Annotated in this window: 5 protein-coding genes; 2 read left to right on the top strand and 3 right to left on the bottom strand. The window is 72.6% G+C overall.

Annotated elements, in window-relative coordinates:
• Positions 1 to 31: 31 nt before the first annotated feature.
• Complete coding sequence (locus tag KIK05_RS40355) at positions 32 to 2,035, bottom strand: beta-1,3-glucanase family protein (protein ID WP_214416176.1); 2,004 nt, start codon at positions 2,033 to 2,035, stop codon at positions 32 to 34.
• 117 nt (positions 2,036 to 2,152) lie between these two features.
• Entirely contained in the window at positions 2,153 to 2,488 is a 336-nt protein-coding gene (locus KIK05_RS40350) for an RICIN domain-containing protein (protein WP_214416175.1), read from the bottom strand.
• A 404-nt stretch (positions 2,489 to 2,892) separates the two neighbouring features.
• Between KIK05_RS40350 and KIK05_RS40345 the strand changes: the two genes are divergently transcribed.
• Positions 2,893 to 7,683, top strand: a complete 4,791-nt coding sequence (locus KIK05_RS40345; protein ID WP_214416174.1) for a non-ribosomal peptide synthetase — start codon at positions 2,893 to 2,895, stop codon at positions 7,681 to 7,683.
• Positions 7,684 to 7,726: 43 nt separating this feature from the next.
• On the top strand, positions 7,727 to 13,051 hold the full coding sequence (locus KIK05_RS40340) for a non-ribosomal peptide synthetase/MFS transporter (protein WP_214416173.1): 5,325 nt from the start codon (positions 7,727 to 7,729) through the stop codon (positions 13,049 to 13,051).
• 66 nt (positions 13,052 to 13,117) lie between these two features.
• On the opposite strand, the gene KIK05_RS40335 is transcribed toward KIK05_RS40340, so the two are convergent.
• Positions 13,118 to 14,029: a LysR family transcriptional regulator gene (locus tag KIK05_RS40335; protein ID WP_214416172.1), complete on the bottom strand. Its 912-nt coding sequence runs from the start codon at positions 14,027 to 14,029 to the stop codon at positions 13,118 to 13,120.
• Between the last annotated feature and the right edge of the window lie 8 nt (positions 14,030 to 14,037).

Below are 14,037 nucleotides of genomic sequence, written 5' to 3'. Positions count from 1 at the left end.
TCCGGTGGTGCGCCGGAGCCGGGGCCGGAGGTCACTGGACGGTGAAGTGCTGGGCCGCGGTGTTGTTGCAGTCGTAGAGCTGTAGGCGGGTGCCGTTGGTGGTGTTGCCGCCGGGGGCGTCGATGCAGCGGCCGGACTGCGGGTTCTGGATGGAACCGCTGGACAGCTGCACCCAGTTCTGTGCGCCCGTGGTGTTGCAGTCGTACAGCTGCAGCACGGCCCCGTTGCCGGTGGCGCCGTCCTTCACGTCGAGGCAGCGGCCGAGGGTGCGCAGCGTCTGGCCGTTCCAGGTCCAGAACTGGTCCTTCGCGTACGACTGGCAGTCCCACAGTTGCACGGCCGTGGTGTTGCCGCCGGTGTCGTCGCCGTCGACGTCGACGCACTTGCCGCCGGGGCCGGCGATGTTCGCCCCGCCGGGGAACGTCCAGCGCTGGGCGGCGCTGCCGTTGCAGTCGTAGATCTGGAGCCGCGTGCCGTTGCCGGTGGCGCCACCGGGGGAGTCGAGGCACCGGCCGGATCCGGTGTTCTTGATGGAGCCGTCGGACTGCAGCACCCACTGCTGGTTCCCGGTGCCGGAGCAGTCCCAGATCTGCACCTTCGACCCGTTCGCCGTGCCGCTGTCCACGACGTCGAGGCACTTGCCGCCGTTGAAGGTGCGCAGCGTGTTCCCGACCATCGTGTAGTGCTGGTCGACGGCGTACGACTGGCAGTCCCACAGTTGCACCGGCGCGCCGTTGCCGCCGGTGTCGTCGCCCGCGACGTCCACGCACTTGCCTCCTGGGCCGGTGATCGGCTGGCCGCTTACGGTGCCGCCGCCGCCCGTGCCGAAGCCGCCGATGGTCATGCCGGCGGACGACGGGTCGGGCTGGTCGATCGTCGGGCCGAAGTTGCCGACGTCGTCGTACGGGAAGCCGTACGCCAGGCCGTTCAGCGAGTTGGCGTGGATGGTCTTGCTGTAGAGGTTCGAGGCGGACTGCCCGTAGAACTTCGTCGGGTCCGTCGTCGGCTGGGTGTCGTACATGACCCGGCTCGCCGTCGACAGTGTGGCCCGGTTCAGCCCGGCGCACACGCGCGCGCCGACCGCGAGGATCGCGGCCTGGTCGGGCTGGTTCGGCGGTTGCATCGCACCGGAACAGGCGAAGACCTCACGGGTCGTCGGCTTCGGGATCGTGCCGATCACGTTGCCGGAGGTTCCCCTGAAGGTCCAGTTCGTGCCGGTGAAGGTGCCCAGTGACGTCTGCACGGTCAACGGGTGAGTGGCGTAGTACGACCACACGTCGCCGATGTAGGAGTCGAGGTAGGTCGAGGAGAACGAGCCCCTCTCGATGCCGTGCGGGGGCGCGAGCACCCGCAGCGGGAGGCCGTCGGAGGAGCGTGTCGTGGTCAGGCCCGACCAGGGCGACCCCAGTGCGCCGAAGGCGTTCAGGATGCCGGTGCGGTTGCCGGTGATGCCCTGCGTCTGGGTGTTGTTGGAGGTGTCGGTGACGCTGACCGTCAGCGGGATGCCGAACATGTCGACCGTCGTGGAGTTGATGAAGATGCCGGTGCCGCCGTTGCTCTGCCGGGCGAACTCCGTCCAGTCGTAGAGCACGTTGGCGTTCGGGTCGCTGGCGACCCAGGGCGCCGGCTCGACGAGGCCGTTCGTCGTCAGGAAGAACTGCAGTTTGGACCCCATCGACACGTAGACGCGGCCGCCGACCAGGTTCGGCGGCAAGGTGATGGTCTTGCGCGCACCGTTTCCCGGCCCGGGGATCGAGACGTCGGGGGCCGGGACGGGGCCGTTGGGGATCGACGGCGGGTAGCTCCACGCGCGCCAGGTGCCGGAGGCGTCCACGTATCCCTGCTGGCCGGCGGGGGTGCGGGCGGTGACGTAGATGTAGGTCGCGTCGCCGCGGCCGGAGTTGTTGGTGACGGTGAACGGCAGTTGCGAGACGGCGGCGCCGGCCGCCTGCTGACCGGTCGTGAGGACGACCGCCTGGGCGAGTAGCAGGGCGGCGACCAGAGCCGGCCGCCATCGTCGGGACAAGAGGCGCATACCTCGACTCCTCTGGGCCTGTACGCCGGGCGGACGGCTCTCCGCCCGGCGTAAGGGGACTGCGGTGGTGCCGCCCGGCCGTGCCGGACGGGCGGCAGAGGCACGGGCGGGTGCGGATCAGCCGCGGTGCCACTTCTGGTTGGCGCCGCCGTGGCACTCGTACTGGATCAGCGCGGCGCCGTCGTTGCCGTTCCAGTCCTTGATGTCGACGCACTTGTTGGACTGGGGATTGACCAGGTCGCCCGCGCCGCTCAGGACGAACTGCTGGGCGGGGTTGCCGCTGCAGTTCGCGATCTGGATCACCGCGCCGTTGTCGCGCGATCCCCAGGCGACGTCCATGCACTTGTTGTTCTGGCTGCGCAGCGTGCCGCCGGTGAACGTCCAGCGTTGCGCGTTGGTGTTGTTGAGCGCGACGGCGAACACCGCGGCGCCGGTCAGTGCGATGAGTCTCACGGCGATTCTCAATGGGGGGTCGATGAGGCGTGAGAGCGCTCTCTGCAAAGAACATTTACAGTTTCTTCACTGCTCGTCAAGCCCCCCGGTGATCTGCGGTCGCACGGCTCCCGGCTGTCGACCAGCGACGATGTGGGACCGGGTGAGACGTGGGGAGTCTCAGTGGCGGGTGCTGACGAAGAGCATCACCGGCGGCGCCGGAGACGAGGGAAGGAAGACCACGATACGGTCATTCATCCTTACTTACCGTCATGTTGATCGTTATGATAACGGAACCCCACATAATTCCCGTCTCGTCACACGATCATGCGAGCCTTGCCGCGACTGACAGGACCTGACTGGGGGGATCCTTTATGGGCGGCATCCTCGAAACCGATTTAGTCCATGAGGCATTCGCGGAGCAGGTGCGGCGTACCCCTGACCGCACCGCCGTGGTGGCCGGCACGACCCGCGTGACCTACGCGGACCTCGACGCGTGCGCGGAACGGATCGCCGGTGAACTACGTGCCCGCGGCGCGGGCCGGGGCGACTTCGTGGGCGTGTGCCTGGACCGGGACGAATTCCTGATCGCGGCCCTGCTCGGCGTGTGGAAGGCCGGCGCGGCGTACGTGCCCCTCGACCCGGCGTACCCCGCCGACCGGCTGGAGTTCATCGCCGCCGACGCGGACATGGCCCACCTGATCACTTCGCGGCCGGTGGCCCGCAGGCAGGAGGCGGTGCTGCGGGCGAGCGGCGCCCAGGCTCTGCTGATCGAGTCGATCGGCGCCGGCACTTCGGGGGCCGCCGCACCAGGCCAACAGGAGGCCGCGGCACCCGGCACGCCGGCGGATCCCGCCTACGTGATGTACACCTCCGGTTCGACCGGACGCCCCAAGGGCGTGGTGATCGAGCACCGTAACGTCATGGCGCTGCTGCGCCACGAGGCCTCGCTGTACCCCGACGAACTCGGAGGCATGCTGTTCGCCACTTCGGTGTGCTTCGATCCCTCGGTGTCGCAGATGTTCCTCCCGCTGCTCTGCGGCGGGACCGTCATCGTGGCCGACAACCTGCTGGCGCTGCACACGCTCCCGGCGCGCGACGAGGTGACGACGGTGTACGGCGCGCCTTCCGCGATGGTCGCGCTGCTCGGTGAGCCGCTCCCCGGCGGGGTTCGCACGGTGTTCACCGGTGGCGAGCCGCTGACCAGGGCACTGGCCGACCGCATGTACGCCAACCCCGGCGTCCGCCGGGTCGTCAATGTGTACGGCCCCACGGAATGCACGGTGACCTGCACATCGTCCGACGTGCCCCGCGAGGGGACGGACGAGCCCTCGATCGGCTCCGCCTACGCCGGCTGCGTGCTCAGCGTGCGCGACGCCGAGGGACGGGCGCTCCCCGACGGCGAGGTCGGCGAGCTGTGGGTGGCGGGAGCGCTGGTCGGCCGCGGGTACCTTAACCGCCCGGAGCTGACCGCCGAGCGGTTCGTGACCGACGACGAGGGCGTGCGGCACTACCGCACCGGAGACCTCGTCCGCCGCGAGAACGGTGTCCACCACTACGCGGGCCGCGACGACGACCAGGTCAAGGTGGCGGGATTCCGGGTCGAGCTGGGCGAGGTGCAGGGCATGCTCACCCGGCACCCGGATGTCAACCACGCGGTCGTGCTGAGCCGGGACGACGCCCGCGGTGTACGGCGGCTGGTCGCCTACGTGGAACCGTCCCCGGGACAGGCGCCGAGCGAGGCGGGCCTTCGCCAGTGGATGCGCGAGCGGCTGCCCGACTACATGGTGCCGTCCAGGATCGCGCTGATGGAGCACATCCCCCTCGGCCCCACGGGCAAGGCCGACCGGGCCGCGCTGCCCGCGCTGGAGTTCACCCACGAGGCCGGCGCCTACGTCCCGCCGCGCGACGACACCGAACGGCGGCTCGCCGAGATCATCGGCTCGGTGCTCGGCGTCGAGCGGGTCGGCGTCGGTCACCACTTCACCGACCTCGGCGGCCACTCGCTGGCCGCGGCGCGGATCTGCGCGCTGATCGAGCGGGAGTTCGGCGTCCGGGTCGCGCTCACCACGTTCCTCGGCCGCCCCACGATCGCGGAGCTCGCCCCGCTCGTGGCGGCCGCTGACACCGTCCCCGCACCGCACCCTCCGGTCCGCCACCCCGGCAGGGACCGCTATCCCCTGACCTCCGCCCAGTACGGGATGTGGCTGCTGCGTCAGGTCGGCCGCAGCGGGAACGCCACGACGATCGCCGTCCGCCTGCGCCTCACCGGCCTCGACTCGGCCGAGCCCGTCAGGGCCGCGCTGGACGCGCTGGTCCGTGAGCACGAGGTGCTGCGCTCGGTCATCGTCACCGGCGAGGACGGCGAGCCGGTGGCCGAGGTACGGCCGCCCGCGCCGGTCCCGCTGGAGGAGCACCGCTACGCCGACGGCCTGGCCGAACGGCTCGCCGTCCACGGCTTCGACGTGACCACCGACGTCCCGCTGCTGCGCGCGGCCCTGCTCTGGCACGACGAACGGACCGCCGACCTGCTCGTCGTCGCCGACCACACCGCCTACGACGGCTGGTCCACCGCCACGCTGATGACGGCGCTGACCGGCGCCGTCGCCGAGCAGCCCGTCCAGGTCGGCGACGTGGCGCTGATGGAACGGGAGCTCGCCGCCGACGCGGCGAGGACCGAACGGCTGCGCGCGTTCTGGGCGGAGGAACTGGCGGGGGCGGTGCCGCCGTACGACCTGTCGGGCCGCGCGCGGAGCGGCCCGAGCCGCTTCCTCGGCGAACGGCTGGTGCGCGAGGTGCCGCCCCGGACGGCGGAGAAGATCGCGGAGCTGGCCGCGACGACCGGCACGACGCCGTTCGCGGTGTACTTCACCGTCCTCGGCCTGCTCGTGGCCGCGCAGACCGACCGGCCTGACGTGCTGCTCGGCGCGGCCGTCGCCGACAGGGCCCATCCCGAGCTGGAGGCCCTGGTCGGCCCGCTCGTCGACGTGCTCCCCGTACGGCTTCGCCTCGACGGCGACCTGCCGGTACGGAGCGCCGTCACCCGGTCGGCGGCGGCCACGGCCCGCTCGCTCGACCACATCGGCCTGACCGCCGAGGAGCGCCTGGCCGTCTCCGGCGTCCAGCGCCCGCGCGGCACGATGCTCACCCCGGTCGTGCTGTCGTACCAGCCGCCGGCGCTGCCCGTGCGGTTGGAACGCGGCAACCTCACCGTGGAACTGCTCGGCGAGGTGAGCGGCGGCGGGGCGCAGGCGCCGTACACCCTGTTCGTGAACACCACGGTCGACGGCATGGAGATCCAGCTCGAGTACGACGTCGACCATTTCGCCAGGCAGGACGCCGAGTCCTTCGCCGACCGGTTCCTGCGGCTGCTGGAGGCCGTGGCCGGCGATCCGGACCGGCCGATCTCGGCGCTCGAACTGGTGACCGCGAAGGAACGTGCCACTCTGCTGACCTGGGGAAACGGCGAGCCGCTTCCCGGAGCCGGCGCCACGGTGGTGCACGAGATCCTCGAACAGGTCCGACGCGTCCCCGACCGGGTCGCGGTGGCCGACGGGGAGGGGCGGCTGACCTACGCCGAGCTGGCGGAGACGTCGGCCCGCGTCGCCGCCGCGCTGCGTACGGCCCTCGCGCCGTACCCGGCTCCTGAGGGCGGCCACGTCGTGGGCGTCTGCCTGCCGCGGGACAGGTACCTGCCCGCCGCGCTCCTCGGCGTGGCCAGGGCGGGGGCGGCCTATGTGCCGCTGGAGCCGAACCACCCGGCCGAACGGCTGCGGCACCAGCTCACCGACTCCGGCGCGACGGTCGTGCTCGCGGCCGGGGAGACCGTGCCGGTCGCGCGAGGCCTCGCCGAATCCAGCGGCGCCACCGTGCTCGACGTGACCGCTCTCGACCCGGCGTCCCCGCCCGACGAGGACGTCCCGCCCGACGGTCTGGCGTACGTGCTCTACACCTCCGGTTCCACCGGACGGCCCAAGGGCGTGGAGGTGACCCACGCCAACCTGGTGGCGTTCGTGGCGGCCATTCGGGTCATGCCCGGCGTCCGGGACGACGACGTCATGCTCGGCCTGACGCCGTTCTCGTTCGACGTCTTCGGCTTCGACCTGTGGGTGAGCCTGTGCAACGGGCTCCGCCTCGAACTGCTCGACCGCGACTCGGCGGTCGACGGGCACGCCGTGGCCCGGCGCATCGACGGCTCGGGAGTCACTCTGCTCACCGCCACCCCCACCACCCTGCGCATGCTGGTTGCCGCCGGCTGGGCGGGCGGCGACCGGGTCCGCGTGGTCAGCATCGGCGAGGTCCTCGACCCGGCGCTGGCAGTCGACCTGCTGACCAGAGTGGGCGAGTTGTGGAACTCCTACGGCCCGACCGAGACGACCATCTACTCCACCATGGTCAGGATCGTCGCGCCCGTCGGGGACAGCGTGCCGATCGGCGGCCCGCTGCCCGGGGAACGAGCGTACGTGCTCGACCAGTCGGGCCGTCTCGTCCCGCCCGGCGTGCCCGGTGAGCTGTGGATCGGCGGTGTGGGCGTGGCCAGGGGCTACCGCGGCCTGCGCACCGGCGCGTTCGCCGGCGACCCCTTCGCCCCGGGCGAGCGCCGCTACCGCACCGGTGACCTGGCGTGCTGGCGCCCCGACGGGACGCTCCACTTCCTCGGACGCCGCGACCACCAGGTGAAGGTGCGTGGGCACCGGATCGAGCTGGGCGAGATCGAGGTGGTGCTGCGCGAGCACGTGCCCGACGCGGTGGTCGCCGTGCACGAGGAGCACCTCGTCGGCTACCTCGTCGGCGCGGCGCCCGACACCGCCGAGCTGGAGGCCGTGCTGCGCGAGCGGTTGCCCGACTACATGGTCCCCCGTCAGTGGGTGGCACTGGAGACGCTGCCCACGACCTCCTCCGGCAAGGTGGACAGGGGCGCGCTGCCCAAACCCGACCACGCCGTCACCCGCGCCCTCGTCCCGCCGAGCGGCGACGCCGAGTTGCTGGTCGCCGACATCTGGCAGGCCGTGCTCGGCTTGGAGGTGGTGAGCGCGGACGACGACTTCTTCGCGATCGGCGGCCACTCACTGGCGGCGATGCTCGTCATCGGACGGCTCAGGGAGGCGCTGGCCCTGGAGGTGCCGGTGCGGCTGCTGTTCGAGCGACCGGTGCTCTCCGGGTTCGCCGCGGCCGTCGAAGCGCTGCTGCTCGCCGAGCTGGAGGCGGCCGAATGAGACACGACATCGTGACGGCTCCCGCGAGAAAGCGAGTGACCCGATGACCGAGGTGCGGCAGAGCCTTCAGGACCGGCTGGCGTCGCGGCTGGCCGCCGCCCGCCGTACCGCGACCCGCGCCGTGCCCGGCATTCCCGTCAGAGCCGCGGACTCTCCCGCGCCGCTGACGCCGCCACAGGCACGGCTGTGGTTCCTGTCCCAGTTCGCGACGCCGGAGCACCGGGGCGCCTACAACGTCCCGACGGCCGTCCGGCTGCGCGGCCCGCTGGACACCGCAGCGCTGCTGGCCGCCGTCCGCGAGCTGATGGAGCGGCACGAGGTGCTGCGCACGCTGGTCGACCAGGACGCCACGTCCGTGGTCGGGGCCGAACAGGTGCCGGTGACCGTGGAGGACATCACCGACCGTGAACTGCTCGCCGAGCGGCTGGAGCAGGAGGCCTACCGGCCGTTCGCGCTGGACGCCGAGCCCCCGGCCCGGGCGGTGCTGTACCGCCTGGACGACGACGAGCACGTGCTGCTGCTGACCGTGCACCACATCGCCTTCGACGCCTGGTCCCGGGGTCTCGCGCTGGCCGAGCTGGCGGCCCTCTACAGCGCCGGGCTCGGCCTGGGCGAGCGTCCCGCCGAGCCCCGCGTGCAGTACGGGGACTACGCGCAGTGGCTCGCCGAGCAGCCCGAAGGCGACGTCGGCTGGTGGACCGACCGGCTGGCGGGCCTGGAACCGGTGCTCGACCTGCCCACCGACCGCCCCCGGCCCTCCGTCGCCGACTGGGTGGGCGGGGAGGTCCCCGTCCGGCTCGGCCCCGAGCTCACCGCCAAGGTACGGGCGGCCGCCGCCGAGGCCGGCGGTACGCCGTTCATGGTGCTGCTGGCGGCCCTGCAGGAGGTGCTCGGCCGGGTGTCCGGCACCGAGGACGTGCCGGTGGGCGTCCCGGAGGCCGGCCGGCTGCACCCCGACACCGAGACGATGCTCGGCTGCTTCGTCAACACCCTGGTCATGCGAGGCGACCGGTCGGGCGGGCCGACGGGCCGCGAGCTGATCTCCCGGGTGCGCGACGCCGCGCTCGACGCGTTCGCGCACCGGGAGGTCCAGTTCGAGCGGGTGGTGGAACTGCTGCACCCGGAGCGGAGCCTCGCCACCACACCGGTCTTCCAGGCGCTGCTCAACGTCGTGGACAGCCGCCCGCAGCCGCCGTACTTCCCCGGTGTGGAGACAGAGGTCTTCGAGCCGCCGGCGAGGAGCGTGAAGCACGACCTCAGCCTGGCGCTGACCAACGCCGGCGACGGCTACGAAGGGACGCTGGCCTACCGCGCCGACCTGTTCGACGAAGGCACGGCACGGAGGCTGGCCGGCTGGTACGTGTCGCTGCTGGAGGGCATGCTCGCCGATCTGGACGCCCCCGCGGCGGCGGTGCCGCTGGAGCCGGTCACCGGCCCGGCGGCCTCGGGCCCGCGTCGCGAATACGACCTGACCAGACCACTGCACGCGTGGTTCGAGGACTGGGCGGCGCGCACACCCGACGCGGTCGCGGTCGCCGGCCCCCTGGGCTCGCTGACGTACGCCGAGGTCGAGCGGCAGGCCAACCGGATCGCCCACCGGCTGATCGCCGAAGGGATCGGGGCCGACGACGTCGTGGGCGTCCTCGTCGAGCGGCACCCGCCGCTCATCCCCGCGATCCTCGGCGTGCTGAAGGCGGGCGCCGCGTACATGCCCATCGACCCTGCCTATCCGGCCGACCGGCTGGCGTACATGATGTCGTGCGGCGCCCGCCTGGCGCTGGCCGAACGGGCGCACGCGGCGCGGCTGCCCGGCGCGCTGGTCCTGGAGGACGTGCTGGCCCAGGACCTGCCGCAGACCTCCCCCGGCGTGGCCGTCGCCCCGGAGCACCTGGCCTACGTGCTGTTCACCTCGGGGTCGACCGGGCGGCCGAAGGGCACCGCGGTGGAGCACCGGAACATCGTGCACTACCTGCACGCGGTGTTCGAGCGCGTCGGCGACGGGCACGCCTCGTTCGGCGTCGTCTCGACCACGGCGTCCGACCTGGTGCTGACCTCCCTGCTCGGCGGGATCTTCAGCGGCGCCACCGTGCACCTGCTGGACCAGGACACCGCCACCGACCCGGGCGCGTTCGCCGCCTACCTCGCGGCCCACCCGCTCGACGTGCTGAAGATGGTGCCGAGCCATCTGGAGCTGCTGTCGGCGCACGGCGATCTGGCCGCCATGCTCCCGGCGAAGCTGCTCATCCTCGCGGGCGAGGCGACCTCCTGGGATCTCGCCGCCCGCATCAGAGCCGTCCGGCCGGACCTCGAGCTGCAGAACCACTGCGGCCCGACGGAGACCACCGTGGCGGTGCTGACCTTCACCGTGCCCGGCACGCCCACGGGTTCCGCCGTCGTCCCACTGGGCCGACCGGTGGCGAACATCGACCTGTACGTGGTCGACCCGGCCGGGCGGCCGCTGCCCCCGGGGGTACCGGGAGAGCTCTGGGTGGGCGGCCCCAGCGTGTCGCGCGGCTACCTCGGCCGCCCCGACCTGACGGCCGAGCGCTTCGTGCCCGACCCGGTCACCGGCACCATCCGGTGTTACCGCACCGGCGACCGGGTGCGGCTCGACGCGGAGGGCAGGTTCGAGTTCCTCGGCCGGATCGACGACCAGGTCAAGATCCGTGGGTTCCGGGTCGAGCTGGGCGAGGTCAAGGCCGCGTTGCACGACCAGCCGGGCGTGCTGGAGGCGGTGGTGCTGCCCACCGGCGACGGTCACGCGCGGCGGCTGGCCGCCTGGGTCGCGCCCGGCACCGTCGACGTCGCGGCCGTGCGGGCGGGCCTGCGGGAGCGGCTGCCCGACTACATGGTGCCGTCGGCGATCGTCGTCCTCGACAAGCTGCCGCTCACCCCGATCGGCAAGGTCGACCGGGCCGCGCTGCCCGCGCCGGAGGTGGCGGCGGCCGCCGGCCGCGTTCCTCCGAGCACGCCGACCGAGCTGCGCGTCGCCGAGGTCTGGGCGGAGATGCTCGGCACCGACGACCTCGGCGTCGACGACGACTTCTTCGCCCTCGGCGGCGACTCGTTCACCGCGGTGCGCGCCGTCAAGAAGATCGACCCGGCGCTGCGGGTGATCGATCTGTTCACCCGGCCGACGATCCGCGAGCTGGCCGCCCACCTGGACTCCGGCGACACGGCCGAGCCCGGCCTGCTGCACCGGCTGGCGGGCCCCGCCGTGGCGACCCGTACCGTCCTGTGCGTGCCGTACGGCGGCGGGTCGGCGGCCGCGTACGGGCCGCTGGCCACCGAGCTCGCGGCCCGCCGGCCCGGGACGGCGGTGCTGGCCGTCGAGCTGCCCGGTCACGACCCCGCCCGGCCCGAGGAGGGAATGCTCACCCTGCCCGAGCTGGCCGATCGCGTCGTGGAGGAGCTCTCGGCGCTGACCACCGGACCCGTCGCGGTCTACGGACACTGCGTCGGCACGGCCGCGGCGACCGAGCTGGCGCTCCGGCTGGAGGAGTCGGGTGTGCCCGTGGCCGGGCTGTTCGTCGGCGGCAGCTTCCCCGACGCCCGGCTGCCCGGCCGTGTCTCCGCCTGGTGGAACAAGATGTTCCCGGCGAGCAAGTGGACCTCCGACCGCGCCACGCGTGACTTCCTGCGCACCCTGGGCGGGCTTGAGGAGGACATGGGCGACACCACGATCATGTTGCGCGCGCTGAAGCACGACGTGGAGCAGTCTCACGCGTGGTTCAGCGGCGCGCTGGCGAGCGGCGGCGAACGCCGGCTGGCGGCGCCGGTGCTGTGCGTGATCGGTGAACGGGACCGCACCACCGAGCTCTACCAGGAGCGTTACCGCGAGTGGGGCGCGTTCGCCGAACGGGTGGCGCTCGCCACGATCCCCCGTGCGGGTCACTACTTCCTCAAGCACCAGGCCACGCGGCTGGCCGAGCTGATCGACGCCCATCTGGGCGACTGGGCGGCGGGCCGGGTGCCGGAGCCGGTCGCCGACGTGGAGGTGGTCGGTGAGGCCGCCCGCCGCGACCTGCGCCGCTTCTACACCGTCGCGGCCGGGCAGACGATGTCGCTGCTGGGCAGCGCGCTGACCGCGTTCGCCCTCGGTGTGTGGGCCTACCAGAAGAGCGGGCGGGTGTCGGACTACGCGCTGGTCTCGATGCTGGCCACCCTGCCGTCGCTGCTCGCCTCGCCCGTCGGCGGCACCGTCGCCGACCGGGTGGACCGCCGGCTGGTCATGTTGGCCTGCGACGCCGTGTCGGCCGTGGCGACCGCCGCGCTGGTGGTGCTGCTGGCGGTGGGGCGGCTGGAGATCTGGCAGGTGGGCGTCGTGTCCGGCCTGCTGTCGCTGGTGACGGCCTTCCACCGGCCCGCGTACCTCGCGGCGGTGGCACAGCTCGTACCCAAGCCGTACCTCATGCAGGCCAACGCCGTGGCCAATCTCGGCACCGGCCTCGGCATGCTGATCGCGCCGATCGCCGGGGCGGCGCTGATCACGATGATCGGGCTGCACGGCGTGGTGGCGGTGGACGTCGTCACGTTCGTCTTCGGCCTGTCCACGCTGCTGATGGTGCGCTTCCCCGACCGGATGTTCCACCGCCTGGAGGAGGGCTTCGGGAAGGCCCTGGCCGGCGGCTGGCGCTTCCTCCTGCGGCGGCGCCCACTGATGATCATGATCGGGTTCTTCATGGTGGAGAACTACCTCGGCATGCTGGCCCTGGCCGTGACCGTGCCGGCCGTGCTGTCCTTCGGCGACGCGGCGGCCGTCGGTACGGTCACCGCGGCGCAGGGCCTCGGAGCGGTGCTCGGCGCGCTGGTCATGATGCTCTGGGGAGGCACCGAACGGCGGGCGATCGGCATGGTCGGTTTCGTCAGCGGCTTCGGACTCGGCATCACGCTGATCGGGCTGCGCCCGTCGGTCGTCCTCGCCGCCGTGGGCGGCCTGCTGTCGTGGCTGTTCCTCAGCATGCTCAACGCCCACTGGCTGTCGATGATCCAGCGCAAGGTGGGCCTGGAGCTGCAGGGCAGGGTGCTGGCGACCAACCAGATGATGGCGGTGTCCATGACGCCGCTGGCCTTCCTCACCGCGCCGCCGCTGGCCGCCCTGTTCGGCCCGCTGCTGGACCCGGGCGGGGCGCTGGACGGCACGGTCCTCGGCGACATCGTGGGGGTCGGTCCCGGTCGCGGCGTAGGACTGCTGCTCGCGGTCACCGGCCTGCTGCTGGTGGTGTGGGGCGCCCTCGGGCTGTGGTTCCGGCCGCTGCGGCGGATGGAGGACGACCTGCCGGACGCGCTGGTGGGCGCCGAGATCGCCGACGACCTCGACAGCCTGCAGGAGGAGGCCGACAAGGAGCTGACCCGCACCCACGCCTGACAGGCCGGCCGAGCCGGGGGCCGCTCGCACGACCCCCGCCACGCCGGATACCTGACGACCGACCGCCTACTCGGCGTGGTCCTGCCCAAGCTGGGGGGAGGACCCCGCCGCCGGGACGCCGAGGGCGGACAGGAACGCCGCGGCGGCAGGGGACAGCGGGAAGCGGCTCCAGACGAGGTACTCCATGCGGGCGGGAGCGTCGCCGAGCCGGAGGACGCGCAGGTCGGGGAGTTCGGACACGAAGGCGGCGGGCAGCATCCCGATGCCGAGGCCCTGGCGGATCAGGCGGGCCATGAAGTCCACGGTCGTCACCTCGAAGGCGACGTCGCGCCGGGCTCCGGCCGCCGCGAACGCCTCGTCCGACTGGGCCCGCGCGGCGCTGCCCGGAGGGAAGTCGACGAACGGTTCGTCCGAAAGCTCGTGCAGGTTCGCGTGGTCCTTGGCCGCCAGCGGGTGATCGGGCGCCACCACGGCGACGAGGTCGCCGCGCGCCAGTTCGCGGCCGCGGACGCCCTTGGGGCGTGCGTCCAGGGGAAGTCCCAGGAAGGCGGCGTCCAGGGTGCCCTGCCGCACCCGTTCGATCAGCTCCTCGCTCGCGCCCGAGCGGAGGCTGATCCGTACCTGCCGGTGCCGCAGGTGGAACCGTTTCAGCGCGGCCGGCAGGTCGACCGCCGCGACGGTCGGGATGGCGCCGATGGCGAGCCGGCCGCGGATCTCGCCGACGGCGGCCGCCACCTCGGCCTGGGCGCGTTCGGCGGCGTCGAGAGCCTGGCGGGCCGCGGGGAGGAACGCCTCGCCGGCGGAGGTCAGCCGGACGCGGCGGCTGGTGCGGTCGAACAGCTTGGCGCCCAGCTCACGTTCCAGACGCGCGATCTGGTGGCTCAGCGCGGACTGGACGACCAGGCACTGCTCGGCGGCCCGGGTGAAGTTGCTCGTCTCCGCGACGGCGACGACGTAGCGCATTTGCTGAAGCTCCATGGATCAAT

The organism is Sphaerisporangium fuscum, from assembly GCF_018531465.1.
Lineage (GTDB): Bacteria > Actinomycetota > Actinomycetes > Streptosporangiales > Streptosporangiaceae > Sphaerisporangium > Sphaerisporangium fuscum.
Note: the sequence above shows the minus strand (reverse complement) of the source record. Positions and strands in the feature narration are given on the sequence as shown.